At 32.9% G+C, this 25,274-nt stretch carries 22 protein-coding genes and 1 pseudogene; 15 read left to right on the top strand and 8 right to left on the bottom strand.

All coding sequences use genetic code 11. The features are described 5' to 3' along the window. Positions 1-127: 127 nt before the first annotated feature. Both ribH and ACOQOS_RS22000 read right to left on the bottom strand, forming a co-directional pair. The gene (gene ribH, locus ACOQOS_RS22005) at positions 128-613 is read right to left on the bottom strand and encodes a 6,7-dimethyl-8-ribityllumazine synthase (RefSeq protein WP_420572583.1); all 486 of its coding nucleotides are present in this window, start codon (positions 611-613) and stop codon (positions 128-130) included. Positions 614-616: 3 nt separating this feature from the next. Then, a complete protein-coding gene (locus tag ACOQOS_RS22000; protein ID WP_420572582.1) occupies positions 617-1,432 on the bottom strand; it encodes a hypothetical protein in 816 nt (271 codons plus the stop codon). Positions 1,433-1,543: 111 nt separating this feature from the next. On the opposite strand from ACOQOS_RS22000, the gene recF reads away from it, so the two are divergent. Continuing rightward, positions 1,544-2,623, top strand: a complete 1,080-nt coding sequence (gene recF / locus ACOQOS_RS21995; protein WP_420572581.1) for a DNA replication/repair protein RecF — start codon at positions 1,544-1,546, stop codon at positions 2,621-2,623. 6 nt (positions 2,624-2,629) lie between these two features. After that, positions 2,630-2,926, top strand: a complete 297-nt coding sequence (locus ACOQOS_RS21990; protein ID WP_420572580.1) for a DUF721 domain-containing protein — start codon at positions 2,630-2,632, stop codon at positions 2,924-2,926. Positions 2,927-3,142: 216 nt separating this feature from the next. On the opposite strand, the gene ACOQOS_RS21985 is transcribed toward ACOQOS_RS21990, so the two are convergent. After that, positions 3,143-3,562, bottom strand: a complete 420-nt coding sequence (locus ACOQOS_RS21985; protein ID WP_420572579.1) for a nucleoside-diphosphate kinase — start codon at positions 3,560-3,562, stop codon at positions 3,143-3,145. Positions 3,563-3,747: 185 nt separating this feature from the next. Between ACOQOS_RS21985 and ACOQOS_RS21980 the strand changes: the two genes are divergently transcribed. From ACOQOS_RS21980 to ACOQOS_RS21955, 6 genes are all read left to right on the top strand, one after another. Then, positions 3,748-4,761, top strand: coding sequence for a DHH family phosphoesterase (locus ACOQOS_RS21980; RefSeq protein WP_420572578.1), 1,014 nt, complete (start codon positions 3,748-3,750; stop codon positions 4,759-4,761). Positions 4,762-4,765: 4 nt separating this feature from the next. Beyond that, positions 4,766-5,329 carry a gliding motility-associated peptidyl-prolyl isomerase GldI gene (gene gldI, locus ACOQOS_RS21975; protein ID WP_420572577.1) on the top strand — a complete coding sequence of 188 codons (564 nt, stop codon included), beginning with the start codon at positions 4,766-4,768 and terminating at the stop codon, positions 5,327-5,329. Between the two features lies 1 nt (position 5,330). Beyond that, on the top strand, positions 5,331-6,551 hold the full coding sequence (locus ACOQOS_RS21970; protein ID WP_420572576.1) for a peptidylprolyl isomerase: 1,221 nt from the start codon (positions 5,331-5,333) through the stop codon (positions 6,549-6,551). A gap of 173 nt (positions 6,552-6,724) precedes the next feature. Continuing rightward, a complete protein-coding gene (locus tag ACOQOS_RS21965; RefSeq protein WP_420572575.1) occupies positions 6,725-6,946 on the top strand; it encodes a hypothetical protein in 222 nt (73 codons plus the stop codon). Positions 6,947-7,207: 261 nt separating this feature from the next. Beyond that, complete coding sequence (locus tag ACOQOS_RS21960) at positions 7,208-7,453, top strand: hypothetical protein (RefSeq protein WP_420572574.1); 246 nt, start codon at positions 7,208-7,210, stop codon at positions 7,451-7,453. 272 nt (positions 7,454-7,725) lie between these two features. Further along, a complete protein-coding gene (locus ACOQOS_RS21955) occupies positions 7,726-7,929 on the top strand; it encodes a hypothetical protein (RefSeq protein WP_420572573.1) in 204 nt (67 codons plus the stop codon). 459 nt (positions 7,930-8,388) lie between these two features. Here ACOQOS_RS21955 and ACOQOS_RS21950 read toward each other — a convergent pair whose 3' ends face one another. Further along, positions 8,389-9,852 carry an aminoacyl-histidine dipeptidase gene (locus ACOQOS_RS21950; protein ID WP_420572572.1) on the bottom strand — a complete coding sequence of 488 codons (1,464 nt, stop codon included), beginning with the start codon at positions 9,850-9,852 and terminating at the stop codon, positions 8,389-8,391. Between the two features lie 194 nt (positions 9,853-10,046). Between ACOQOS_RS21950 and ACOQOS_RS21945 the strand changes: the two genes are divergently transcribed. Continuing rightward, positions 10,047-11,120, top strand: a complete 1,074-nt coding sequence (locus tag ACOQOS_RS21945; RefSeq protein ID WP_420572571.1) for a DUF3810 domain-containing protein — start codon at positions 10,047-10,049, stop codon at positions 11,118-11,120. 75 nt (positions 11,121-11,195) lie between these two features. Here ACOQOS_RS21945 and ACOQOS_RS21940 read toward each other — a convergent pair whose 3' ends face one another. The 3 genes and pseudogenes from ACOQOS_RS21940 to ACOQOS_RS21930 form a co-directional block, all read right to left on the bottom strand. Continuing rightward, complete coding sequence (locus ACOQOS_RS21940) at positions 11,196-12,293, bottom strand: phytase (RefSeq protein WP_420572570.1); 1,098 nt, start codon at positions 12,291-12,293, stop codon at positions 11,196-11,198. A gap of 10 nt (positions 12,294-12,303) precedes the next feature. Then, entirely contained in the window at positions 12,304-14,769 is a 2,466-nt protein-coding gene (locus ACOQOS_RS21935) for a TonB-dependent receptor (protein WP_420575173.1), read from the bottom strand. Positions 14,770-14,790: 21 nt separating this feature from the next. Beyond that, a pseudogene (locus tag ACOQOS_RS21930) lies at positions 14,791-15,063 on the bottom strand (carboxypeptidase-like regulatory domain-containing protein); the annotation flags it as partial. 191 nt (positions 15,064-15,254) lie between these two features. Here ACOQOS_RS21930 and ACOQOS_RS21925 point away from each other — a divergent pair. From ACOQOS_RS21925 to ACOQOS_RS21910, 4 genes are all read left to right on the top strand, one after another. Further along, complete coding sequence (locus tag ACOQOS_RS21925) at positions 15,255-16,046, top strand: hypothetical protein (protein ID WP_420572569.1); 792 nt, start codon at positions 15,255-15,257, stop codon at positions 16,044-16,046. Between the two features lie 93 nt (positions 16,047-16,139). Then, entirely contained in the window at positions 16,140-19,112 is a 2,973-nt protein-coding gene (locus tag ACOQOS_RS21920; RefSeq protein ID WP_420572568.1) for an amidohydrolase family protein, read from the top strand. Positions 19,113-19,123: 11 nt separating this feature from the next. Further along, entirely contained in the window at positions 19,124-20,422 is a 1,299-nt protein-coding gene (locus ACOQOS_RS21915; protein ID WP_420572567.1) for an amidohydrolase family protein, read from the top strand. A gap of 50 nt (positions 20,423-20,472) precedes the next feature. After that, positions 20,473-20,886, top strand: coding sequence for a hypothetical protein (locus tag ACOQOS_RS21910; RefSeq protein ID WP_420572566.1), 414 nt, complete (start codon positions 20,473-20,475; stop codon positions 20,884-20,886). A gap of 145 nt (positions 20,887-21,031) precedes the next feature. Here ACOQOS_RS21910 and ACOQOS_RS21905 read toward each other — a convergent pair whose 3' ends face one another. Further along, positions 21,032-21,841, bottom strand: a complete 810-nt coding sequence (locus tag ACOQOS_RS21905; RefSeq protein WP_420572565.1) for a DUF6503 family protein — start codon at positions 21,839-21,841, stop codon at positions 21,032-21,034. Between the two features lie 137 nt (positions 21,842-21,978). On the opposite strand from ACOQOS_RS21905, the gene ACOQOS_RS21900 reads away from it, so the two are divergent. Both ACOQOS_RS21900 and ACOQOS_RS21895 read left to right on the top strand, forming a co-directional pair. After that, positions 21,979-22,785, top strand: coding sequence for a TrmH family RNA methyltransferase (locus tag ACOQOS_RS21900; RefSeq protein WP_420572564.1), 807 nt, complete (start codon positions 21,979-21,981; stop codon positions 22,783-22,785). Between the two features lie 212 nt (positions 22,786-22,997). Further along, positions 22,998-25,214 (top strand): RelA/SpoT family protein, encoded by a 2,217-nt coding sequence (locus ACOQOS_RS21895; RefSeq protein WP_420572563.1) that lies wholly within the window; start codon positions 22,998-23,000, stop codon positions 25,212-25,214. Positions 25,215-25,274 lie beyond the last annotated feature (60 nt).

The following is a 25,274-nucleotide window of genomic DNA, read 5'->3' as shown; positions in this document are numbered from 1 at the left end:
TATGAATTATAATAGCAAACAAAATTCTTGAGAATTTCGACTACATTCAACTCATTAAAGTATACACATAAAAAAACCGTTACATTTATTTTGTAACGGTTTCTATTTTTTAAATCGGGATCTAAACTTAAAGTTTTCGCAATGCAGCCATTTTTATCGCAGCAATTGCAGCTTCAATTCCTTTGTTTCCATGTTTTCCTCCTGAACGATCAATAGCTTGTTGTAGCGTATTGTCTGTTAACACACAAAAAATTACTGGAATATCCGATTGAACATTTAAATCTTTAATTCCTTGTGCTGTAGCACTACATACAAAATCAAAATGTTTTGTTTCACCTTGAATCACACTTCCTATAGCAATAATAGCATCAACTTGTTGTGTTTTTTGCATGTGTTTTGCTCCATATACCAATTCGTAGCTTCCTGGAACATCCCAACGAATAATGTTTGCTTCTGCAACTCCATTCTCTGTTAAAGCAGCAATTGCTCCTTTACAAAGTCCTTCTGTAATATTCTCGTTCCACTCAGAAACAACAATCCCAAATCGAAAGTCTTTCGCATTTGGGATTGTAGCTTTATCGTATGTGGATAAATTTTTATTTACTGTAGCCATAATTTAGTTATTCAAGGCTTCTGCTTTTCCTATATAAATATCTAACATTTTTCCGTCAGCAGTATTTTTGAAAGAAGCATATTCATTTTCAATTCTTTTGAAATAGCTTAATGCTTTTGAAGCTTCTCCAATATCTAATGCAGTTACACCTGCTTTGTATAAGTAAATTGGCGTTGTTGCATCGTTTGCACTGTGTTGGAATGCTTTTTCGTAATATTCTAAAGCAACTGTTGGATCTTCCATCTGAATGAAAGCATCTCCAATGGCACCTTTAGCTTTAGCTCCAATGATGATATCGTCAGAATTAAATTCCTGTAAGTGCTTTACAGCTAATTTGTATTCATTTAAGTTTAAGTATGCAATTCCTGCACTATAGTTTGCCAAGTTTGCAGCATTTGTTCCTCCATACTCAGAAATGATATTTAAATATCCAAACTTTCCTCCTCCGCCGTTTAATGCTAAGTTGAATAAAGAATCTCTAGCAGCCAATCCTTTCAACATATCTTGGTTTAAGTCGATATTGATTGCTTGATTAAAATATGAATTTGCTTGGAAAACCTCGTTTGCAGCTTCTACTTCTTTCGGAGCTGAGAATACTTTACTGTAAATTAAGTATCCTAAAAGAATTACAGCAATTGCTCCAATACCTACAAAGATATACTTTTGGTTACCTGCTACCCATTCTTCTGTTTTGGATGCAGTTTCATCTAAAGTATTAAAAACTTCTGCTGTTGTACTTTCTATTTCTTCAGCAGGAACTTCCTTCTCTTTCTCTACTTTGGTCTTTACTTTATATCCTCTTTTCTTGTAAGTTGCCATAAATTGTATATTAATGTGCGCAAAAATAAAATTTTTAAGTAGAATTAAAAGCTTATTTATTTGATATTTTTCAATAATTTGCATTTTTATTGTAATGATGCTCCTATTTTCATGTTTCTAAAGAAATTATCACTGATCAATTACAAGAATTTTGACACAAATTCTTTTGATTTTAACCAAAAAATAAATTGTCTTGTTGGAAATAACGGCGTTGGAAAAACCAACGTGCTTGATGCTATTTACCATTTATCTTTTGGAAAGAGCTATTTTAACCCTGTTGCTACACAAAACATAAAGCATGGCGCTGATTTTTTTGTGGTTGATGGTTTGTATGAAAAGGCTGAAAGAGAAGAAAATATCATCTGTTCTTTTAAGAAAGGGCAAAAAAAATCTATCAAAAGAAATGGAAAACAATATGACAAACTCTCTGAACATATTGGTTTTTTGCCGTTAGTTATTATTTCTCCCGCTGATCGTGATTTAATTATTGAAGGAAGTGACACGCGTAGAAAGTTTATGGACAGTGTTATTTCACAATCAAATAAACAATACTTACAAAACCTCATCAATTACAACAAAGTACTTTCACAACGAAACTCTTTGTTAAAATATTTTGCACTCAATAGTACATTTGATGCAGACACTTTGAGTATTTACAATGATCAGCTACATGATATTGGTTCTCAGATTTATGCGGAACGTAGAAAATTTTTAGATGCATTTTTACCAATCTTCATGACACGTTACAACGCAATTTCTAACGAAAAAGAAATTGTTAATATTAGCTATAAAAGTCAATTACATGAAAAAGATTTTCGATCTTTGTTGGACGAAAGCTTAGCTAAAGACCGAGTTTTACAATATACAAGCGTAGGAATTCACAAAGACGATTTATTGTTTACCATAGCGACATATCCAATTAAAAAGTTTGGAAGTCAAGGACAACAAAAATCATTTTTAATTGCTTTAAAATTAGCACAGTTTGATTTTATTAAGCAACTAATGAAGGTAACTCCTATTCTATTATTGGATGATATCTTTGATAAATTAGATGAACAACGCGTGTCACAAATTATGACTTTGGTAAATCAAGATGATTTTGGTCAGATTTTTATTAGCGACACACATGTAGAACGAACGGAAGGCATTGTAAAAGAGATTCATCAATCATACGAAATTTTTAAACTGTAATTCATTTTGAAAAAAAGACACACCGAACATAGAAGCATCAGCGAAGTATTGAAAGATTTTGTTTCTGAAAATCGCTTAGAAGATGGATTAGATAAAATTGATGCTAGAGATGCTTGGCTACAACTCATGGGAAATGGCGTGAATAATTATACGACAAATGTCATTCTAAAAAATGACACACTACATGTTTCTTTATCTTCTGCTGTATTACGTGAAGAATTGAGTTATGGAAAAGAGAAAATTATCCGAATGCTTAATGAAAGCTTAGGCAAGGAATTAATTAAAAGTTTGGTATTACGATAGACAATTCTTAATGTATCAATTTGAAAATATACCAATAAGGTATTCCCAATTCAACTCAAAATACTAACAGACTAAAAAGCGTAGCCGTTACTAATCTACCAATAACAAAAAAGCCCCAATCCAAACGATTGAAGCTTCTTTTCAAAATATTGTATTCGCTAAAAAAGTCTAAAAGCGAAGCCACTTCTAAAAATCTTAAAGCAAAGTGTTTCTAACCTAGAAAGTCTCTCTTCCTGCAAAGTGGAAAGCACCTTCAATAGCTGCATTTTCATCACTATCAGAACCGTGAACTGCATTTTCTCCAATAGAAGTTGCATATAAGTTTCTGATTGTTCCTTCTGCTGCTTCAGCAGGATTTGTAGCTCCGATTAATGTTCTAAAATCGCTTACTGCATTTTCTTTTTCTAAAATTGCTGCCACAATTGGTCCTCTTGTCATGAATTCTACTAATTCTCCAAAGAAAGGTCTTTCGTTGTGTACTGCATAAAATTCTTCAGCATCACGCTTACTTAATTGCGTTAATTTCATTGCAACGATTTTAAATCCTGAAGCAGTAATTTTTTCTAAAATTGCTCCGATGTGTCCATTTTCAACAGCATCAGGCTTAATCATGGTAAAAGTTCTTTTTCCAGCCATTACGGGTATGTATAAATTATTATAAATTCTTAATTTGTAAAATCATTTCGATTTTCGGTGCAAAAGTACACAAATACAATTTATTTGCAAGGCTAATTTAGTATATTAGCCAGCTATGAAATGAGAAGTCTTAGAATCTTGCCCATTTTTTTAGCATTTACAATTGAATTAGAGAACCTAAACCCATGAACGAAGCTGATATACAAGGCATAAAAACAGTCTTGCAAACACCAAAAAACATTGTCATTATCCCTCACAGAAATCCTGATGGCGATGCAATTGGTTCTACGCTCGCACTCTGGCATTACTTGAAAAAAGGACAACATAATGCCACAATTATTGCTCCAAATGATTATCCTGAATTTTTAAAATGGATGCCTGGCGAAAATGAAATCGTAAAGTTTGATTACGAAAAAGATCGCGCAAAAGAAATATTAAATGACGCCAATGTTATATTTACGTTAGATTTTAACGATTTGAGTAGAATTGGTGATATGGCAACTACAGTTTCTGACTGTAAAGCTACTTTTATCATGATAGATCATCATCAGCAGCCTTCTGATTATGCAAAATTTATGTATTCTGACACAAGTATGAGTTCTACCTGCGAAATGGTCTATAATTTTATTTCTTATTTAGGAGATGAAGCGCTAATTAATGCAGAAATGGCAACTTGTATGTACACAGGAATTATGACTGACACAGGTTCTTTTCGTTTCAAGGCAACTACAAGTACAACACACAGGATTATTGCAAACCTGATGGATAAAGGTGCTGAAAATGCTTCCATTCATAATGAAATTTACGATACAAATAGATTGAGTCGTTTGCAATTACTAGGTTGCGCATTAAAAAATTTAGTAGTTCTTGAAGCATATAGCACTGTATACATTACCATAAGTAAAGACGAATTAGTTCGTTATGATTTCAAAAAAGGTGATACAGAAGGTTTTGTAAATTATGGATTATCACTAAAAGGCATTAAATTTGCTGCAATTTTTATTGAAAACCTTCAAGAGCCTTATGTAAAGATGTCACTACGTTCTAAAGGTGATTTTTCAGTAAACGAATTTGCTCGTGCACATTTTAATGGTGGCGGACATACAAATGCAGCTGGTGGACGAAGTGATGATTCTATGGAAAAGACCATTGAAAAGTTTATCAAAATTTTACCTGCATACAAAGAAGAATTAAGCTAGATATATGTTAAAGAGAATTGCATTTTTGAGTATTATTTTTGTCACTGTACTTTCTTGCGGACAACAAGAAGCTAGAAAACCTGTGAGCATCAGTACAGGTTCTTTTTTAAAGGAATCTGTAGAACGAAATAAAGCACTCATTGCTAAAGAAGAAACAATGATAAAAAAGTACATCAAACAAGATAGTACTAATATGTATATAGCTTCTAAAAATGGTTTTTGGTATCGCTATGACAAAAAATCACCACAAGAAACTTATTTCCCTCAAAAAGGAGATACTTTAACTTATGAGTTTAATGCTTCAAAAATAGCTGGAAACATTATTTATAATAAAGAAGAAATAGGAACTCTTGAATATGTAGTAGACAAGCAACAAATTGTTCCTGGTTTGCGCTTTGGTTTACAATTAATGAAAAAAGGAGAAACTGTTACATTCTTGTTTCCTTCACACATTGCTTACGGTTATCATGGAGATAATAAAAAGATAGGAACTAATATTCCTATTCAATCCACAATTACTTTACTCGACATAAAAAAAGACAACAAAAACCTAGAAACAGAAAATTAAAATGAAATTATTTACAACAACAATCACAATCTTTATTGTGGTTATTACTTTAGGATTTACTTCATGCACAAATGCCCAAAAAACAGAATTGGAAGATGGTATTTATGCTGAAATTAAAACAAACAAAGGTACAATGGTAGCTGAGCTATTTTATAAAAAAGTTCCTGTAACTGTTGCTAACTTTGTTGCTTTGGCTGAAGGTACACACCCAAAACTTGCTGATTCTTTAAAAGGAAAACCATATTATAATGGTGTAACTTTTCACAGAGTTATGGACAAATTTATGATTCAAGGTGGTGATCCAACTGGAACTGGAAGAGGAAATCCAGGATATCGTTTTACAAGTGAATTTGATAAAGACTTAAAACATGACAAGCCAGGAGTTTTATCGATGGCAAACTCTGGTGGAATTAGTACAAACGGTAGTCAATTCTTTATTACTGAAGTTCCTTACCCAAGCTTAGACCCATTAGATTCTAGCGGAAACGCAAAGCCTTGTGAGCGTCCACGTGTAAGCTGTCATGGAGTATTTGGACAGTTGATTGAAGGAATTGCGATTCAAGATAGTATTTCAAATGTTGCGGTTGACCCAAGCAGCAAGAAACCTTATGAAGATGTTATTATGAATGAAGTAAATATTATTCGTGTTGGTGCAGATGCAAAAGCTTTTGACGCGGTAAAAATATTTACTGATGATGAACCAAAACTTGTGGATCAATATCAAACTTTCAAAAAAGAAATTACAGAAGCTTATAATGCAAAAGCAAAAGAAGCTGCAAAAGAAGCAATTGCTAAGTTTAAAGAAGACAATAAAGGTTTAGGAGAAATTTTTGAATCACCTACAGGAATGGTAATGATAACTACAGAGGCTAGTTCTGAAAGTGAACAACCAAAATCATCAGATACGGTAACTGTAAACTGTGCTGGTTACTTAGAAAATGGAACCTTATTCTATACTAATGTTAAAGAAACTGCTAAGGCTGGAGGAATCTACAATGAAGCAGCTGATAGCCAAGGTGCATATACTGCTTTCCCAACTGTATATAATTCTAGCGCTAGATTAGTACCTGGATTTAAAGAAGCTGTTTTAAGAATGAAAGTTGGTGAAAAAGCGAAGGTATTTATTCCTTCATTTTTAGGATATGGATCAAGACCTAACGGACCAATTCCTGCAAATTCAAACTTAATCTTTGATGTAGAAATCGTAAGTCTACAGAAATAATATACAACCATTTTTATTTAAGAGGCTCTTCTTTTTTTAAGAAGAGCTTTTTTTATTACATATTTTAGAAGTTGATATACTGCTTTCAGAAGACATCTATAAACATGACTGTTTTATAATGATAGTTTTGAACTATTAATTCAAACTAAGTATTATTTTTTAATCACAACAGCATGAAAAAACAATTAAAAAGCTTCAATTTAAAAAAACAAACAATTTCAAAATTTGAAACTTTCAATACAGTAGGAGGCGCAACAACTGTAATGACAAATGATGTGCGTAATGAATGCCATCCAAACAATCCGAAGCCAGGAGAAAAAACTCCAATAACAGCAGCTACAGACTGTACACTTAGAACAGTTATGGGCGGATGTATTAGTTGGGGACACTGTTAAAAAAACATGTAGGAGTCAATAACACAAGTTTGACGATACTCAACCTAAGAATTGTTATAGCAATTGCTATATATCAAATTTGCAATATTTGCTTATAACACGCAATAGTAAAAGTTCCTTTCACAAGGAACTTTTTAATTTCTGATATCGAAATACCGTATTACTTTTCAGGAAAAACACGGTGTAAAAACATACTTTCTACTCTTTTAGGTAGATTGTATTTTCATGACATTTACGTACATAACCAAAAAACCTAATATCATGAAAAAACAAAAGTTTTCACTACAATTACGTAAACAGAAAATTGCTTCGTTAGAAAAGAAGCAAATACAAGGTGGTAATTTCACAACATTCACCGTAACACAACCTATAGAAACATTATTTCCAAGAATTTGTATTACGCGACAAGTAAACTGTCAATCAGTATTTCTTCCTTGTCCTACCGATACTATTACCATGGCTTCATTTTGTTGTGAAACAACACAACCACCAACTTTTCTATGTTAAAAACTAAGAAATACACTTATAAAGCTTCTTTTATTTAAAAGAGGCTTTTTTTATTAAGAAAACACTTTTAAGATTCGCTTTTCAACTATTCTTTATCATTTCATTTAAAATGAAATTTGTGCTTATAATCAGGAAAAAACCAAAAACTCTCTTTTCTTATTAAAAAGGGGATTTTTCACTAGGAAAAACACCTAATACTTTTAATGCATTTCACTGTTTTGAGAAATTCTACACTGAAAGATATTTGCAACGAAACAAAAAATATAAATATCATGAAAAAACAATTCAAAACATTAGGATTAAAGAAGCAAACAATTTCTTCATTAGAAGCGCAACTTGTAAATGGTGGACTGAGACCGAAAACAATGCGAAAAAATTGTGTCAGTCAAAGAGCATGTGATCCATTACCACCACAAGATCCTAGACCTGGCACTGCTGTTTCAAGATGTACACCATGTAGTACTCCTTGTAATTAAACACTAAAAATCAGTCAAAACATTCCAAGTATACAGTAAAATCCTCTTAGTACACAAAAGGGGATTTTACACAAGGAAAAACACGGCTTTTAATACATTCTTTTTCCTGTTTTAAGATTCTATGAGCTGAAAGATATTTGCAACTCATTACTAATTTTAAAAACAATAATCATGAAAAAAAAGAAAATCTCACTTTCATTACGCAAGCAAAAAATTTCGTCATTAGACAATAAGGAAGTGAAAGGTGGATTCGTAACAACTGATCTAATTGTAACACTTAGAATAGATTGTAGATTCACTAAACAAACAGATTGTGGTCAATTTACATGTAATTTAGATACCATAACGCCAGAATGTTTAGCTAGCCGACTTAGATTATGCTAAATAATTAAAATCAATCGGATATAAAAAAAGGAGCTCAACATGTTGAGCTCCTTTTACATTATAAACTTAGGTATTTTACTTCTTTGGAATATTCTTTAAAATTTCCAATACATATTTCCAATATTTCTGTGTAGAAGAAACACTTGCACGCTCATCTGGCGAATGTGCTCCGCGAATATTTGGCCCAAAACTAATCATTTCCATTTCTGGATAATTTGTTCCTAAAATTCCACATTCCAATCCTGCATGGCAAGCTGCTACATGCGGTTCTTCATTATTATTTAATTCTTTATACAAATTAACCATTACTGGCAAAATAGAAGCGTTCATGTTTGGTGCCCAACCTGGATAGGAACCTGAAAATTCAACTTCGCAACCTGAAAGCTCAAAAGTAGCTCTTAATTTAGTCGCTAAATCCATTTTTCCGCTTTCTACAGAAGAACGTGTCAAACAACCAACTTTTATTTCACCATCTTTTACAATCACTCGTGCGATATTATTTGAAGTTTCTACTAAATCCTCAATATCAGGACTCATACGATATACGCCATTATGTGCAGCATATATAGAACGCGTAATACCTTCTTGAACACCTAATTCCATAACTCCAACTGGCAATTCCGTTTCTGTACACTCTATCTCTAAATCAACTTCTATGCTAACAAATTCTTTTTTAATAGTATTGATTTGTGCTTGCATTTCAAACTCAAATGCTTCCTGATGCACTTTATCTACTACAATTGTTGCTGCACTTTCTCTAGGAATTGCATTACGTAAACTACCACCATCAATTTCAGCAATACGCAATCCGAAGTTTTCAAAACCATCAAACAACAAACGATTCATCAACACATTTGCATTTCCAAATCCTTTGTGAATATCCATTCCACTATGTCCGCCTTGCAATCCACTAATTTCAATAGAATACGCTACTGTATTTTCTGGCGTATCTTCAACAAGATATGAACGAGTTGCTGTTACATCAATTCCTCCTGCACAACCAATTCCTATTTCATCGTCTTCTTCAGTATCTAAATTCAATAAAATTTCACCTTCTAGCAATCCGCCTTTTAAGCCCATTGCTCCTGTCATTCCTGTTTCCTCATCTATAGTAAACAAAGCCTCTAATGCTGGATGTGCAATATCATTACTTTCTAAAATAGCCATAATAGTAGCAACTCCAAGTCCATTATCAGCACCTAAAGTGGTTCCTTTCGCTTTTACCCAATCTCCATCAACAAACATATCAATTCCCTGATTATCAAAGTCAAATACAGTATCAGAATTCTTTTGGTGCACCATATCTAAATGCGATTGCATCACAATAGCCTTTCGGTCTTCCATTCCTGCAGTAGCTGGTTTTCTAATAATTACATTTCCAACTTCATCAATAACGGTTTCTAACCCTAAATCTTCTCCAAATTTCTTCATAAAAGCAATCACGCGTTCTTCCTTTTTGGAAGGTCTTGGTACTGCGTTTAAATCTGCGAATTTATTCCAAAGCCCATTAGGCTCTAAAGTTCTTACTTCTTGACTCATTCTATTTTGTTTACGGATTGAATAATTGTCTGCAAAGGTAAATGTTTGCCTTTAAAATTGCTCATTTTTTTACGAAATACCTTATAAACTCTTTGCATTTGACAAAAATATCATATCATTTTAGAAATAGTGATTTAGTTTTTTTACATTAGCTATGTACCATTTTTCCCAAATGGTGTTCAAATGTATTGCCTATGACCAAGAGAACGAAACTATTAATTGCATTATCTTTCCCAATTCAATTCATTACAATTAAGATACTTGCTAATTTCCCAGAATTTGTAGAAACCTATTATAGCAACGGATTATATCCTATAATTTCAAAAATTTTCAGAGTCGTTTTTGGTTGGATTCCATTTTCAATGGGTGATGTATTCTATACCATTGCTGGAATTTTAATCATTCGTTACATTTACAAAAATTACCGCTTAGTTCGTAAAGAATATAAACGGATTTTACTTGATGTATATATTACAATCACAGTAGCCTATTTTGCATTTCACCTTCTTTGGGGAATGAATTATTATAGATTGCCTTTGTACAAATCACTTGAATTAGATCGTAAATATACAACCGAAGAATTGGTAGATTTTACTGAAAGAGTTATCGCAAAAGCAAATTCGGTTCAATTTCAAATTACACAAAATGATACGGTAAAAGTTGAAATTCCGTATGAAACCAGTGAGATTTTTGAAAAAACCACCAATGGTTATGATAATTTCAGCGCTAAACAACCACAATTTACCTTTACAAATCGCAGTTTAAAAAAATCTATTTATAGCGGATTTTTAACTGTAATGGGCTTTAGTGGATATTTGAATCCTTTCACCAATGAAGCGCAAGTAAATGGTAAAATTCCAGTATACAAATTTCCAGTAACTGCTAGTCATGAAAAAGCGCACCAAATAGGGTATTCTGCTGAAAACGAAGCAAATTTTATAGGTTGCATGGCTGCTTTATATAATGATGATATTTACTTTCAATATGGTGCATATAACTTTATGGCGTGGCATTGCTTAAAAGAAGTTTACAACCGAGATAAAGACGAATATGAACGTTTAAAACTGACCTTAAATCCTGGAATTCAGAAAAATTACGATGAAGTTCGCGCATTTTGGACTGCACACAAAAATCCACTAAAACCAATGTTTAAGTTTACTTTTGATCAGTTTTTAAAAGCCAATAATCAGTCTGGAGGAATTTTGAGCTATAGTTATGTGGTTTCCTTACTCGTAAATTATGATAAAAAAAATGTCATTATCGAGTAATAATGACATTTTCAACACACAACTAATGTTGCAGTATTCTTTATCCTTCACAAAAAGCCTATACTGCAATTATTTTTAGTCAAGATTTAATGTTTTCTCAATTGTTCTCCAGTCTACCAATTTGAAATTTTGATTTAATGAATCTTTTCCTTTTGTATTGGCTCCATCTTGCGCAATAAAAAATCCTTTTGGATATTTTGTCCCAAAAGCTACACTGGTTACATCAATTCCATCAGTATCATAAGTTCCATCAATTTTAGCGCCATCAACAATACTAAAACTTCCTATATATGTATTTGTAATTCTATCAAAAACAGCATAACTATTATTTCCTTGAGAAGATAAAATAATGTATCCTTTTCCTTCTCCTTGGTCATATAAAGTTACACCTTCAAAATCAGCTTTCATATTTACATCTGTAGTTGTTGCTATTGCTTTTCGAACAGTACTTCCATCAGGCTCTGCTTCATATTTCCATAATGCTTTTTCCTCTTCACCTATATATAAATTTCCATGGTAATCGTCTGCAACAACACCTTCTGTTTGGTTTCCTACCGCAAAAGTTCTCACAATTTTCCCTGTCACTTTTCCAGCTTCTTCAAACAATTCCCATTGTTCTACTTGTCCGTCTTTTCCATTAACAATGACATATATTTTATTCGTCTTAGCACTTTTATACATCCCTAAACCATATATCTCAGCTAAATGACTCTGTAAAGGTTTTGCAGCTACATTTTCTAACGAGCCATCTTTAATATTGACTTTGTGTACTGTAATTGTATTTGAAGTTCGATTGGAAGCCGTTACAATTGAAATCGTATCATTTTGCAATACAAAACCACTTCTAATATCTACATTATTAACACGTCCTACAGGATATTCATACACTTGTTCTCCAGATAAATTATAAACAACCAATCCTTGTTGCTTGTTCGTTCCTATAATTTTAGACTCCATTACATTTGTTGGATGAATCCAGATGCAAGAATCGTCAGCAGCATCATCTGTAGAAGAAACTTGTGCAGTTTCCATTGTTGCATACACAGATTTTATTGTATTTTCTTTTGGTTGTGACGTCGCTTGAGTTACTTCTTTTTCTGTTTTCCTTTCTTCAACTTTTTCACATGCTGTAAAAACTAATAAACCGAAAAAGATTCTTATGAGTTTGTTCATCTGTTTTTCTTTAGAAATTATATTTCAATCCTACATTCCAGTTAATATCATAGAATTCTGATTGCATTGTACGCTCCTTTACTCCTTGATAATAACGTAATTCTTGATTGGTAATATTTTTCATTTCTCCAAAGATTCTTAAGTTCTTAGTAATCGCATAAGATGCATTGAAATCTAAGAATAGTTGTGAGTCATAGTAACGATCTTCAAACGTGTCATCTCCATATTCATCAATATAATCATCTGCATAATTTAAAGACAATCTCACAGAAAGCTTTTTTGTTTCATACGCTAACGAACCGTTTAGTGTGTTTGGTACAGCTCCAGCCAATTCTAAACCGTCTTCACGTCCTACAACGCCATCAGTTTCAGAATTTGTGTAGGTATAATTTCCGTAGAATGTTAAGTTCTTCAAGAAACTCGGTAAGAAGTCAAGTTTACGCTGAAAAGCCAATTCAAAACCATATACTTTCGCCGATCCACCATTAAAAGGTTGTGTTACATCATAAATTTCAGTGGTTCCATTTACCGTTAATGCTTGCTCATTTGTCAAAGCATAGATAAAGTTATCGATGTCTTTGTAGAAAAATCCTCCTGAAATAATTCCAACATTATCAAAATAATGTTCAGCCATAAAATCAAAGTTTAACGACTCAGCTGCTTCCAATTCTGGATTTCCAAATTCTGCTTCTACATCGTCACTATTGATGTTTCGGTAAGGCACAATATCATAATAATTTGGTCTTGCTAATGTGTTTGTATATGCAAAACGTAAGATTGTATTTTTAGTTGCCTCATAACGCAATTGTACGTTTGGCAATACGTTTGTATATTTTTTGGAAGCATTTGTTGTTGTTACATCTGCCAAAGATGATGCAGATTCTACATCAATTTGAAAACCTGTATAATCAATTTTAGTATGCTCCATACGTACACCAGCAATCAATGAAAATCTATCACCTAATTGCTGTTTTAACATTGCATATGCACCGCTTATTTTTTCGTTTGCACTATAATTTTCTGGAACAAATTCGTCCAATACTAATTCCCCATTAACTAATGGTAAGTTTCCTAAAAATGAATTGGTAGCAAATGTTCCAGATTTGTATTGATCGCCTGCTAAATATCCATCAATTGTTTGATCGGCTGTTTCTGCATTATTTAAAAATTCAAATGCTGAAAAATCTCCTGTATCATATTCAGAGAAAGTATTATCTCTTAATTTATCTCTGTCGTGATATTTGTAACCTGTTTTGATTGAATTTTGATAAGATCCAGCAGTATTGATTGGAATTGTAATATCAAAACGAGAACTGAATTGCTCTTCTTCTGTATATCTTTTTTCCTCAGTAATTTCATCTAATTCAAATAAAGAAGCATCATTATCCATTCTATTTGTAGAATTAAAAAACGGTGTTCTTGTATTTACAAATTGTTGTGTAATTGTGGAAGCATCTTGCTTTGATTCGTACGTAACATAACGTTCATTTGGACGTTCTTCACTAGCTTTCGAAAAACCAATATTCCAGTCAAACTGAACTTTACTAAATAAAATATGTGATCCATTGAGTCCTAATCTATACATTTTTTGACGCTCCAATCGTCTTTTCTCATTGGTATCATTGTCAATTCCTCCTTTAGTCTGACGTGTGATTTTATATTCATCATCACTCGTATCATCGGTATCATTATCATCAAATTTGTAACGTAATCTGTATCTATTTTCTAAATCGTCTCTATGATTTAAAATCGATTTGAACTCAATCACGTTATTTGGATCTAGTTTCCAATCTAAATTTAAGGCTATACTACGACGAATACGTTTTACATCATATCTTCTAATATCATGTTCTTTGATAAAAGTAGGAGAATCCCATTCGAATTCAACGTTATCTGATCCATAATCGTTTGAATTGTATGAAGCACTCACAACTGCTCCCAATTTATCATTAAAAAAACGTTGTGCAGCTACAGCTGAAAAGTTATATAGTGAACTTTCGCGAACTGGGTTTCTACCAAAAGCTCCTGTCAAGGAAACTCTTAATTTTGAAGGTGCGGAACGTGTAACTAGGTTTACAGAACCTCCTATCGCATCTGCTTCCATATCTGGCGTCACCGCTTTGTTTACTTGAATCGTTTGAATCATATCAGAAGGAATTAAATCTAATTGAATTCTACGATTATCTCCTTCTGCCGAAGGAATTCGATCACCGTTTAAGGTAACAGAATTTAATTGTGGAGCTAAACCACGAATAATAATATCTCTTGCTTCTCCTTGATCATTTTGAACAGCAATACCAGGAATACGTTTCAATGCATCTCCTGTATTCGCATCTGGAAATTTACCTACTTGGTCTGCAGAAACAACATTGGTTATATTATCATTTGTTTTTTGCTGATTTAATGCCTTTGCTTGTCCTCTAGCCAAACTACCAAATATCAATACTTCGTTTAGGTTATTCGTTTTTAATTTCATTACAACTTTTACCTGAGTGGTTACACCTGCGGTAATTTCTGTTGAAACATTTTGTGTTTCAAATCCAATATAACTTACCGTTACATCATAGGTTCCTTGTGGAAGATTTACCATTGTAAAATTTCCATCAAAATTTGAAGTAGCTCCTGTTTTTAAACTTTCAATTAAAATAGTAGCGCCTGGCAATGGTAAATTATTATCATCTAAAACACGTCCAGTTAGGATTCCTTTATCTTGTGCAAATAGCAATGTCGCAAAACAGATAAAGCATAGGGAAAGTACTAGTTTATTCATTATAATTTTGTGTTGATTCGTTATTGTCACAAAACTATTTGTAGTGGCAAGCAATTAGATTATCTTAAAATTAATCTCTTGTTACAATTACATATCTAAATTGTAAACTTGATAAACTTTAGTTAAAATCTTTTTAGCTATTTCTTAAAACTGCACACGAAAACAAAAAGAAAAACGTTAATTGTAGTACGATGAAGAAGTTTTTTTTCTTAACATTACTCAGCATTGGAGTTTCTTGCAAAGAGACTTCTAATCATACAATCTCCAAAAATTCTAATGCACCGCAGAAATATTTAACTGAAAAAAAATCAGAAGAAACAGTAAGTAAGAATACCTTAGATTCTACAGCGCTAGGCATCAACTTCACGCCAAAAGGAAATTACAACACTATTAAACAATCAATAAAAAGAGATAGAACATATTTCGCTGAGCAATTTCAACAAAATAAAGAAAAAGCTATCGATTCAGCTTCAAACTACATTTACAATAAGTTAGTGAATGAAATTGTACCACATTGGTATGGAACACCTTGGGATTTTAACGGACACACCAACATACCTAATGATGGCGTAATTGCCTGCGGATATTTTGTCTCAACAACTTTACGTCATTTAGATTTTCAATTAAATCGTTATAAAATGGCACAACAAGGCGGTTTAAATGAAGCTATAACACTTCAACCAAAATCTGAATTAAAAATCTATAGAAATATATCCTTTCACCAGCTTAAAAATAAAATAAACAAAGTGTATAAAGACGGAATTTACTTTGTAGGATTGAGCAATCATGTAGGATATGTACTCATCAAAAACAAGGAACTTTACTTTTTGCATTCGAGTTATTATGACAATCGTGTTATGATTGAAAAAGCAGAAACTTCTCCTTGTTTTGCTGGTGATATTTATGTCTTTGCAGAAATTACAACCAATAGAAAATTAATCCAAAAGTGGATTCAAAACACTACAATTCCAATTCATAAATAAACGTTAAAAAAATCTTAATCCTATTCCTATAGGCTTCACAACGTGTATCTTTAGAAATTAAACTAATCAACTTAATTTTTTAATAATACAGTAATGAATAAACCTCAGCTACTGCTGTTATTGTTATTGTGTAGTCTTTCCACATTTGCACAGGATTATTTTCCTAAAAATGATGGTGTCAAAACAGAAACACATACCATAACAGCATTTACCAATGCAAAAATTTACATCACTCCTACCCAAGTGATTGAAAACGGAACACTCATTATAAAAGATGGAAAGGTGTTACAAACTGGAACAAATATTTCAGTTCCGAAAAATGCAAAAGTTGTCAATCTTTCAGGAAAAAGTATCTATCCTTCATTTATTGATCCATTTTCAGACTTTGGATTAAAAAAACCAAAACGTAGTTTTAATCCGAGTGGAAGTCCTCAATATGATGCTGAACGTGAAGGATATTACTGGAATGATCATATCCGTCCAGATATAAATCCACTAAAAAGTTTTGTTTTTGACAGCAAAAAAGCGCAAGATCTGCTAAAAGCTGGTTTTGGTACTGTAAACACACATTTACAAGATGGAATTGTTCGTGGAAATGGGCTTTTAGTTGCTTTAAATTCAGACGCTGATAATAGCATTCGTATTCTTGACAATCGTTCTGCACAATATTTATCTTATGATAAAAGCAACGCTTCGCGCCAAGCATATCCAACTTCTTTAATGGGAAGTATGGCATTAATCCGTCAAATGTATCACGATGCTGATTGGTATGCAAAAGGAAATGCAAAACGCACAGACTTAGCATTAGAAGCTTTACTCGCTAATAAAAACTTAGTACAAATCTTTCATTCTGAAAACAAACACAACAGTATTAAAACAGATGCTATTGGTGATGAGTTTGGAATTCAGTATGTATTAGTTGGTGACGGAACAGAATACGAAAACATCAATGCTATGAAAGCGACAAACGCTTCTTTCATTATTCCATTGAATTTTCCAAGTGCTTATGACGTTTCTGATCCGTATGCTGCTGGCGCACTAGAACTTGAAGCTATGAAACATTGGAATCAAGCGCCTTCTAACCCAAAAGCACTGGAAGATAAAGGAATTGCATTTAGTTTTACCATGCACGATGCCAAGTCACCTAAAAACTTTAAATCAAACTTACACAAAGCCATCAAATATGGTTTGAGTAAAACAAAAGCTTTGGAAGCATTGACTACAATTCCTGCTCGCATTTTAAAACAGGAAGATAAAGTAGGAAGTTTACAAAACGGACGTCAAGCAAACTTTATCATTACATCAGGAGATATTTTTGAACCAAAAACAGTAATTTATGAAAACTGGGTTCAAGGAAATCAGAATATATTTAAAGACTTATCACACAAAGATATTCGTGGAAAGTATGCGTTTAATGTTGCTGGAAATGTATATGACGTAACCATTGCAGGCGCTCCAGAAAAGTTAAAAGCTACCGTAATGAAAGATTCTTTAAAATTAGGATCTAAGATTTCTTTTAAAGATAATTGGCTACAGTTACAATTTACAACAGCAGATACAACCAAAACAGAATTCATTCGCCTGACTTCGCCTATTCAAAATGCGACATTTTTCTCTGGAAAAGCAATTCTAGCAAATGGTTCTGAAACTTCATTCAACGCAACTCAAAAAGAAGTTTCTGAGTCAAACGGAAAAAAAGGTGGTGAACATAAAAAGATGGAAGCTCCAAAAATGCTACCTATTTCTTATCCGAATGGCGCTTATGGAGCTGCGACGCTTCCTAAACAAGAAAATGTTTTATTTAAAAATGCTACTGTTTGGACAAACGAAAATGATGGAATTCTAAAAAATACTGACGTATTAGTTAAAGATGGAAAAATTGCTCGTATTGGTAAAAATTTAAGCGCAGGAAATGCTAGAGTCATTGATGCTACAGGAAAACATTTGACTGCTGGAGTAATTGATGAACACTCGCATATTGCTGCTTTTGATATTAATGAAGCAGGACACAATTCTACAGCAGAAGTGAACATGGAAGATGTTGTAAACCCAGAAGATGTTGATATTTACAGAAACTTAGCTGGTGGAGTTACCACCATTCAATTATTACACGGTTCTGCCAATCCAATTGGTGGACAATCTGCTATTTTGAGTCTAAAATGGGGAAGATCAGCAGATGAAATGCTTTTCAAAAATGCTGACGGATTCATCAAGTTTGCTTTGGGAGAAAATGTAAAACAAACAAATTGGGGAGAAAGAGCAACGATTCGTTTTCCACAAACACGTATGGGAGTTGAACAAGCGTTCACGGATTATTTTCAACGTGCTAAAGAATACGAAGCAAAGAAAAAAACAGGAAAATATCGCTACGATATTGAAATGGAAACAATCTTAGAAATTTTAAATAAAAAACGTTTCATTTCTTGTCACTCGTATGTACAGAGTGAAATTAATATGCTAATGAAAGTTGCCGATAAATTCGGTTTCAACATCAATACATTCACACATATTTTAGAAGGCTATAAAGTTGCAGACAAAATGAAAGCGCATGGTGTTGGAGGTTCTACTTTCTCTGATTGGTGGGCATACAAGTACGAAGTAAATGATGCAATTCCTTATAACGGAGCAATCATGCACAGTCAAGGTGTTGTTGTTGCGTTTAATTCTGATGATGGCGAAATGTCTCGTAGATTAAATCAAGAAGCTGCAAAAGCAGTAAAATACGGAGGTGTTTCAGAAGAAGATGCTTGGAAGTTTGTTACTTTAAATCCTGCTAAATTATTACACATAGACGATAAAGTAGGAAGTATTAAAACAGGAAAACAAGCTGATTTAGTTTTATGGACACACCATCCAATGTCTATATATACAAAAGCAGAAACTACCATGATTGAAGGAACTGTGTATTTCGATTTAGAACGTGACAAACAATTACGTAGAAAAATTAAGGAAGAACGAAACGAATTAATGAACATGATGCTTTCTGAGAAAAACAAAGGAATGAAAACGCAGCCTATCAAAAAGAAAGATAAAGTGCATCATCATTGCGATACTGTTGAATTTTAAACAAAACTGACATGAAAAAATATATTTACATATACACATTATGCTTAACTGTTTTGTTTAGCAGCTTAAGTTTTGCCCAACAAACGCCTGCTCCAAAACAGTCGCAAGCAATTTCAATTGTTGGCGCAACTGCACATATTGGAAACGGATTTGTCATTGAAGATGCAACCGTTGTTTTTGAGAATGGTAAAATAACACGCATTGGTACTTCTGCTAGCACACAATCTTCTGGAAAGATTATTGATGCAAAAGGAAAACACGTTTACCCGGGATTCATTTCTCCAAATTCCACATTAGGTTTGGTAGAAGTTGATGCCGTAAGAGCTACACGTGATGATGATGAAACAGGAAGTTTCAATCCACATATTCGCAGTTTAATTGCGTATAATACAGAATCGAAAGTTGTGGAAAGTTGCAGACCAAATGGAATTTTAACTGCACAAATTACACCTCGTGGTGGCGCTGTTTCTGGAACTTCATCTATTGTACACTTAGACGCTTGGAATTGGGAAGATGCAGCGATCAAAGTAGATGACGGAATTCATATGAATTGGCCAAATAACTTCTCTCGTGGACGTTGGTGGCTCGGAGAACCAAGAGGATTACGTCCAAATAAAAATTATGCAAAACAATTGGTGCAAATTCAAGATACTTTTGATGAAACTATTAATTATTTAAATGGCTCAAGAAGTCCAAAAAACTTACCTTTTGAAGCCATGAAAGGATTGATAGATGGTTCACAAACACTTTTTGTTCATGTTGACACAGAAAAAGGAATTCTGGATGCTATCAACTTTGCAAAAAAGAACAAACTAAAAATTGTCATTGTTGGTGGTTATCATGCACACAAAGTAGCAACAACATTACATCAAAATAAAATTCCTGTTTTACTACACAGAACACATTCTGTTCCTGAATCGGATGATGAAGATTATGACTTATCATACAAAAAAGCAAAAATCTTAACAGATGCTGGCGTGTTAGTAGGATTAGAAAATAGTGGTCAAATGGAACGTATGAATACACGTAATTTACCATTTTTAGCAGGAACAGTAGCTGCTCATGGATTGGAAAAAGAGAAAGCACTACAATTAATCACCTCTAATACTGCTAAAATTTTAGGTATTGACGATCGTTTAGGAACTTTAGAAGTTGGCAAAGATGCAACGCTTTTTATTAGCGAAGGAGACGCTTTAGACATGCGTGGAAATATTTTAACATATGCCTTCATTCAAGGGCGAATGCTGAGCTTAGAGACGCATCAAACCAAATTATGGAAGCGTTACATGAAAAAATACGACGGAAAGTAGTAACTTTATAAAACTAGATGCTACTAATTTGTTTATAAAATAGAAATGTTATGAAGAAAATACCAAAATTCGTTTTAGCAATCGCACTTCTTGCTGCGTTACAAATTTCTGCTCAAGAAGCACCATATTCTGAAAACTCTGAAGAGAATACTACTATTGAAAATTTTCAGTTACCAACATTCTCTGAATTGTCAAATGATATTGCAACTGATTATACCGAAGTACGTGAACGATTACCAAATTTATCAAACATTGGTGAACATATTCAAAAAGGTTTAAGAAGAGGATTATTGGACGAACACAACATTTCTGCTACGTTTCGTAATTTAACACCAGAGCATTCTATTTTACCAAATATAAGCGCCAAGCGTTTTCAACTACGCAATAGTTTGAATAACATTATGTTCAACGGTTTTGACGCAGTGCAATTACATGCAAACGGCGGTTACAAAGGCACAAACTAAAAATACATAATTTAGAAGTTTAAAGTAGTATACAAACAATTGTTTTCTAAACTTTTCAAAACTTCACTCAATCACATAAAAAAAGCCTCTTCATTACGAAGAGGCTTTTTTATACTTTTTTTTCTTTCTCAATTATATCTTGCAATTAATTCCCTTTTGGAACAATTACGCCATCCGTTGGACGTGCGTATGTTGATGCTTCCATTGTTTTCTCCGTTAAGCTTACATTACTAAATTCTACTGAATTACGAGGTTCTTTTACATTTCCTTCTTCATCAGTGGTAAACCATGTTAATACTTTTGGCAATACAACTCCATTTATCTTTTGCCAATCTCCATAACGTATATAACCTCTTTTCGTACTTGGTTTTCCGTTAAAATACGTTACAGTATATGCAAGCCATTCCATTTTATACGTTTCTGGATTGTAGTAAATAAAATAGTTGTCTTCAGGAGAATCTCCTACATTTTCACCATATGAAATTTTATATCCTGGATATAAAACACCATCATATGAAAGACTTTTTTCTTCTTCATATGTAATTCCGTCGTCACCTAAGACAAATGGCATTGCATAAAAATAGAAATACAAATTGTGGTAAAAACGTGCATTGCTTCTAAAAGCTGTCGAATCTTTCTGAGCTAACCAAACATCTTTTCCATCATAACCAATTGTAAAACCTTTACCTTCCAAACGTGTTTTTCGCGAATGTAGATCTGTAATATGCTTTTCTGTATTATCTGGTTTTACCATTTCATACACCAATGTTTGCGCTTTATTCCAAGTGTCAATTCCACCGTGCGCATCAAATACTTTCTGTAAATTTTTTGGATACTTTTTAGTAACAACTTTTGACTCTTCCTTTTTATTTTCGGGAGTTTCTGCTTTTTTTTCAGTGTTATTACATGCGACTATAAATAATAGTCCTAGTACTACTAAAGTAATTTTTTTCATTAGTCAGTTTGTTTTATTTTGTCTTAGGTCGAAGTATTAATCAATTCATTACAAAATACATTTAATAACTTTCAAAATAATAAATAGTACACTTGTTTGACACTTCTGATATTAAATCTCTTTCCTATATTTGCAGCATGTACAAACAGATTTCTAGCACACAAAACGCTATTATAAAACATATTCTTCAACTTCAAGAAAAATCGCGAAGTAGAAAGAAAGAAGGCAAATGTATCTTAGAAGGTTTTCGTGAATTAACACTTGCACTAGAAGGAAATTACACAATAGATACTCTTTTGTTTTATCCAGAAATTTGTTCTCATGAGCGCATTCAAGAGTTATTGAACAATGCAAAAAATTCGCCTGAATGCATTGAAATTTCTAAAGAAGTATATCAAAAGATAGCATATCGCGGAAGTACAGAAGGTGTTTTAGCCATTATGCAAACCAAAAATCATTCACTAGAAGCAATTTCTTTTCATAACAAAACACCTTTAATTTTAGTGGCTGAAGCACCTGAAAAACCAGGAAACATTGGCGCTTTACTTCGTACTGCAGACGCTGCAAACGTAGACGCTGTTTTCATTGCCAACCCAAAAACAGATTTGTACAATCCAAATATTGTTCGTTCTAGCGTAGGCTGTGTGTTTACAACTCAAGTTGCTATGGGAAGTACTACAGAAATCATTTCTTTTTTGCAGTCGCATAACATTTCTATTTATTGTGCTGCGCTGACAGCTTCTGAACATTATCATATTCAAGATTTCAAAAAGGCAACGGCCATTGTTGTTGGTACAGAGGCGACAGGTTTGAGTGATGAATGGTTGCAAAATTCAACTCAAAACATCATTATTCCAATGCAAGGAAAAATTGATTCTATGAATGTTTCTGTAGCTGCTGCTATTGTCATCTTTGAAGCCAAAAGACAACGTGATTTTATATAAAGAACGTCTAAATTCTTCGAAACTACATTAACTCATATTCTAAAAAGAATTGAAAATTTCCTTTACAAACAACTTGGAGAGGTGTTATTTGTGGGCAACGACCGTAAACATTTAACCATTGGTACTTGAAATTCAGCAACTAGCCTAAAATGTCTTTTTAAATGCACTAACATTTTTGTTTCTTACATTTCTTTATAGTAATTTTAATTTATATGACAGAAATTGAGATTGAAAAAGAGAATGCAGCGATTGCCAAGCAGTACAAAGAACTGTTACGTATCAGTTATCAAGTACTTTCTGATGAAGACAAAAAAATCATCCGAAAAGCATTTGATGTTGCTGTTGATGCGCACAAAAATCAACGAAGAAAAAGTGGTGAAGCGTATATTTTTCATCCAATAGCTGTTGCCAAAATTGTAGCTTCAGAAATTGGAATGGATGCTACATCTATAGCTTCTGCCCTACTACACGATGTTGTTGAAGACTCTGAAGATTATACGCTAGAAGATATTGAACGTGTATTTGGAATTACTGTTGCTAAAATTGTTGACGGACTTACTAAAATTTCTCATCTCAAAAAAGATAAAGATGTTTCGATGCAAGCGGAAAATTTCCGTAAAATGCTCTTAACCATCAATGATGATGTTCGTGTAATTATTATTAAAATTGCTGACAGACTTCACAATATGCAAACAATGGCTTCCATGCCTGCGCACAAACAAGTGAAGATTGCCTCAGAAACGCTATATATTTATGCGCCATTAGCACATCGTATTGGTTTGTATAATATTAAAACTGAATTAGAAGATTTAGGATTAAAATATACAGAACCTGAAGTTTTTAATGATATTGAGAATAAAATTGAAGAAAGCAAAGAAGAACAACAAAACTATATTGACAACTTTGCTTCTGTCATTAAAAATTCTTTAGACAAAGAAGATTTTCAGTATGAAATAAAAGGCCGTTTTAAATCTATTTTTTCTATTCGTAGAAAAATGGTCAAACAAGGTGTTACTTTTGATGAAGTATATGATAAATTCGCAATCAGGATTATTTATGATACAGATAATCTCGAGAATGAAAAATTCTTAGCTTGGAAAATATATTCTATTGTTACGGATCACTTTAGGCCAAACCCTGTACGTTTACGCGATTGGATTTCTTCTCCAAAATCTACAGGTTACGAAGCATTGCACATTACGGTTATGGGACCAAAAGGTCGTTGGGTTGAAGTGCAAATTCGTTCACATCGTATGCATGAAATTGCAGAAAAAGGATATGCTGCACATTTTAAGTATAAACAAGGAGAACAAAAAGAACACGGTTTAGAACCATGGCTCAATAAATTACAAGAAGCGCTCGAAAATCAAGAAGCAAATGCTGTTGATTTTGTAGAGCAGTTTAAACTGAATTTATACGCTAAGGAAATATTTGTATTTACACCAACTGGTGATTTAAAATCATTACCAAAAGGAGCTACACCTCTTGATTTTGCCTTTAGTATTCATACACAAGTTGGTTATCATACACGTGGCGCAAAAGTGAATGGAAAATTAGTTCCTTTAAGTCATGAGTTAAAAAGTGGTGATCAAGTAGAGATTATTACGTCCGATAAATCAAAACCAAACGCAAACTGGTTAGATTATGCAACAACTTCGAGAGCACGATCTAAAATAAAATCTTCGTTACGCGAGGAAAAGAAAGCCATTGCAGAAGATGGAAAAGAAATATTACGAAGAAAACTGAAACAACTCAAAATTACACTTGATGAGAAATCTATCAATGAGTTAGTAAGTCATTTTAAACTTAAAACAAGTTTAGATTTATTCTATCGTGTTGGTATTGGTACGATTGATAACCAAAAGCTAAAAGAATTTGCAGCGCAAAGAAGTAATAGTATTTTTAAATTCTTCAAGAATAAAATTAGAAGAACACCTTCTATTCCTAGTGAAGAAATCAATCAACCCGAAGTTTCCAATCGTTATGATTTATTGGTTTTTGGCAAGGAAGAAGAAAAATTAAACTACAAGCTATCTAATTGTTGTAATCCAATTCCTGGCGATCCTGTGTTTGGCTTTGTCACTGTAAACGAAGGCATTAAAGTTCACAAAAAAGACTGTCCAAATGCTGTAAGTTTACAAGCAAATTACGCATATCGAATTATGAATGCCAAGTGGATTGATTCTTCTCAAGAAGAATTCACCGCTTTGTTACAATTAACAGGTATAGACAATATGGGATTGGTAAATGATGTTACTAAAGTCATTTCTAACAACATGCATGTAAACATTAGAAATATAAGTTTCGAAACCAATGATGGTATCTTCTCAGGAAGAATTACCGTGATTGTGAAGAACAATACTATTTTAAAAAGATTGATTACTAATTTGAAAAAAATAAATGGTATTGAAAAAGTAACACGCGCTTAAGTAAATTCAACTTTTCATATAAATAAAACAAAAAAGCTGCTGAACACGCAATTGTGTTCT

Source organism: Kordia sp. (assembly GCF_965224175.1).
Classification (GTDB): Bacteria; Bacteroidota; Bacteroidia; order Flavobacteriales; family Flavobacteriaceae; genus Kordia.
The sequence above is the reverse complement of the archived record's forward strand: the minus strand, read 5'-3'. Positions and strand labels throughout refer to the sequence as shown.

Excerpts from the sequence above, each read along its gene's own strand:
- ACOQOS_RS21960 (WP_420572574.1), top strand. The coding sequence starts at position 7,208 with ATGAAAAAACAAAAGTTTTCACTACAATTACGTAAACAGAAAATTGCT.
- gldI (WP_420572577.1), top strand. The coding sequence starts at position 4,766 with ATGTTAAAGAGAATTGCATTTTTGAGTATTATTTTTGTCACTGTACTT.
- ACOQOS_RS22000 (WP_420572582.1), bottom strand. The coding sequence starts at position 1,432 with ATGGCAACTTACAAGAAAAGAGGATATAAAGTAAAGACCAAAGTAGAG.
- ACOQOS_RS21900 (WP_420572564.1), top strand. The coding sequence starts at position 21,979 with ATGTACAAACAGATTTCTAGCACACAAAACGCTATTATAAAACATATT.
- ACOQOS_RS21895 (WP_420572563.1), top strand. The coding sequence starts at position 22,998 with ATGACAGAAATTGAGATTGAAAAAGAGAATGCAGCGATTGCCAAGCAG.
- ACOQOS_RS21950 (WP_420572572.1), bottom strand. The coding sequence starts at position 9,852 with ATGAGTCAAGAAGTAAGAACTTTAGAGCCTAATGGGCTTTGGAATAAA.
- ACOQOS_RS21910 (WP_420572566.1), top strand. The coding sequence starts at position 20,473 with ATGAAGAAAATACCAAAATTCGTTTTAGCAATCGCACTTCTTGCTGCG.
- ACOQOS_RS21980 (WP_420572578.1), top strand. The coding sequence starts at position 3,748 with ATGAACGAAGCTGATATACAAGGCATAAAAACAGTCTTGCAAACACCA.
- ACOQOS_RS21935 (WP_420575173.1), bottom strand. The coding sequence starts at position 14,769 with ATGAAATTAAAAACGAATAACCTAAACGAAGTATTGATATTTGGTAGT.
- ACOQOS_RS21915 (WP_420572567.1), top strand. The coding sequence starts at position 19,124 with ATGAAAAAATATATTTACATATACACATTATGCTTAACTGTTTTGTTT.
- ribH (WP_420572583.1), bottom strand. The coding sequence starts at position 613 with ATGGCTACAGTAAATAAAAATTTATCCACATACGATAAAGCTACAATC.
- ACOQOS_RS21940 (WP_420572570.1), bottom strand. The coding sequence starts at position 12,293 with ATGAACAAACTCATAAGAATCTTTTTCGGTTTATTAGTTTTTACAGCA.
- ACOQOS_RS21920 (WP_420572568.1), top strand. The coding sequence starts at position 16,140 with ATGAATAAACCTCAGCTACTGCTGTTATTGTTATTGTGTAGTCTTTCC.
- ACOQOS_RS21955 (WP_420572573.1), top strand. The coding sequence starts at position 7,726 with ATGAAAAAACAATTCAAAACATTAGGATTAAAGAAGCAAACAATTTCT.
- ACOQOS_RS21985 (WP_420572579.1), bottom strand. The coding sequence starts at position 3,562 with ATGGCTGGAAAAAGAACTTTTACCATGATTAAGCCTGATGCTGTTGAA.
- ACOQOS_RS21925 (WP_420572569.1), top strand. The coding sequence starts at position 15,255 with ATGAAGAAGTTTTTTTTCTTAACATTACTCAGCATTGGAGTTTCTTGC.
- ACOQOS_RS21970 (WP_420572576.1), top strand. The coding sequence starts at position 5,331 with ATGAAATTATTTACAACAACAATCACAATCTTTATTGTGGTTATTACT.
- ACOQOS_RS21945 (WP_420572571.1), top strand. The coding sequence starts at position 10,047 with ATGACCAAGAGAACGAAACTATTAATTGCATTATCTTTCCCAATTCAA.
- ACOQOS_RS21965 (WP_420572575.1), top strand. The coding sequence starts at position 6,725 with ATGAAAAAACAATTAAAAAGCTTCAATTTAAAAAAACAAACAATTTCA.
- ACOQOS_RS21905 (WP_420572565.1), bottom strand. The coding sequence starts at position 21,841 with ATGAAAAAAATTACTTTAGTAGTACTAGGACTATTATTTATAGTCGCA.
- recF (WP_420572581.1), top strand. The coding sequence starts at position 1,544 with ATGTTTCTAAAGAAATTATCACTGATCAATTACAAGAATTTTGACACA.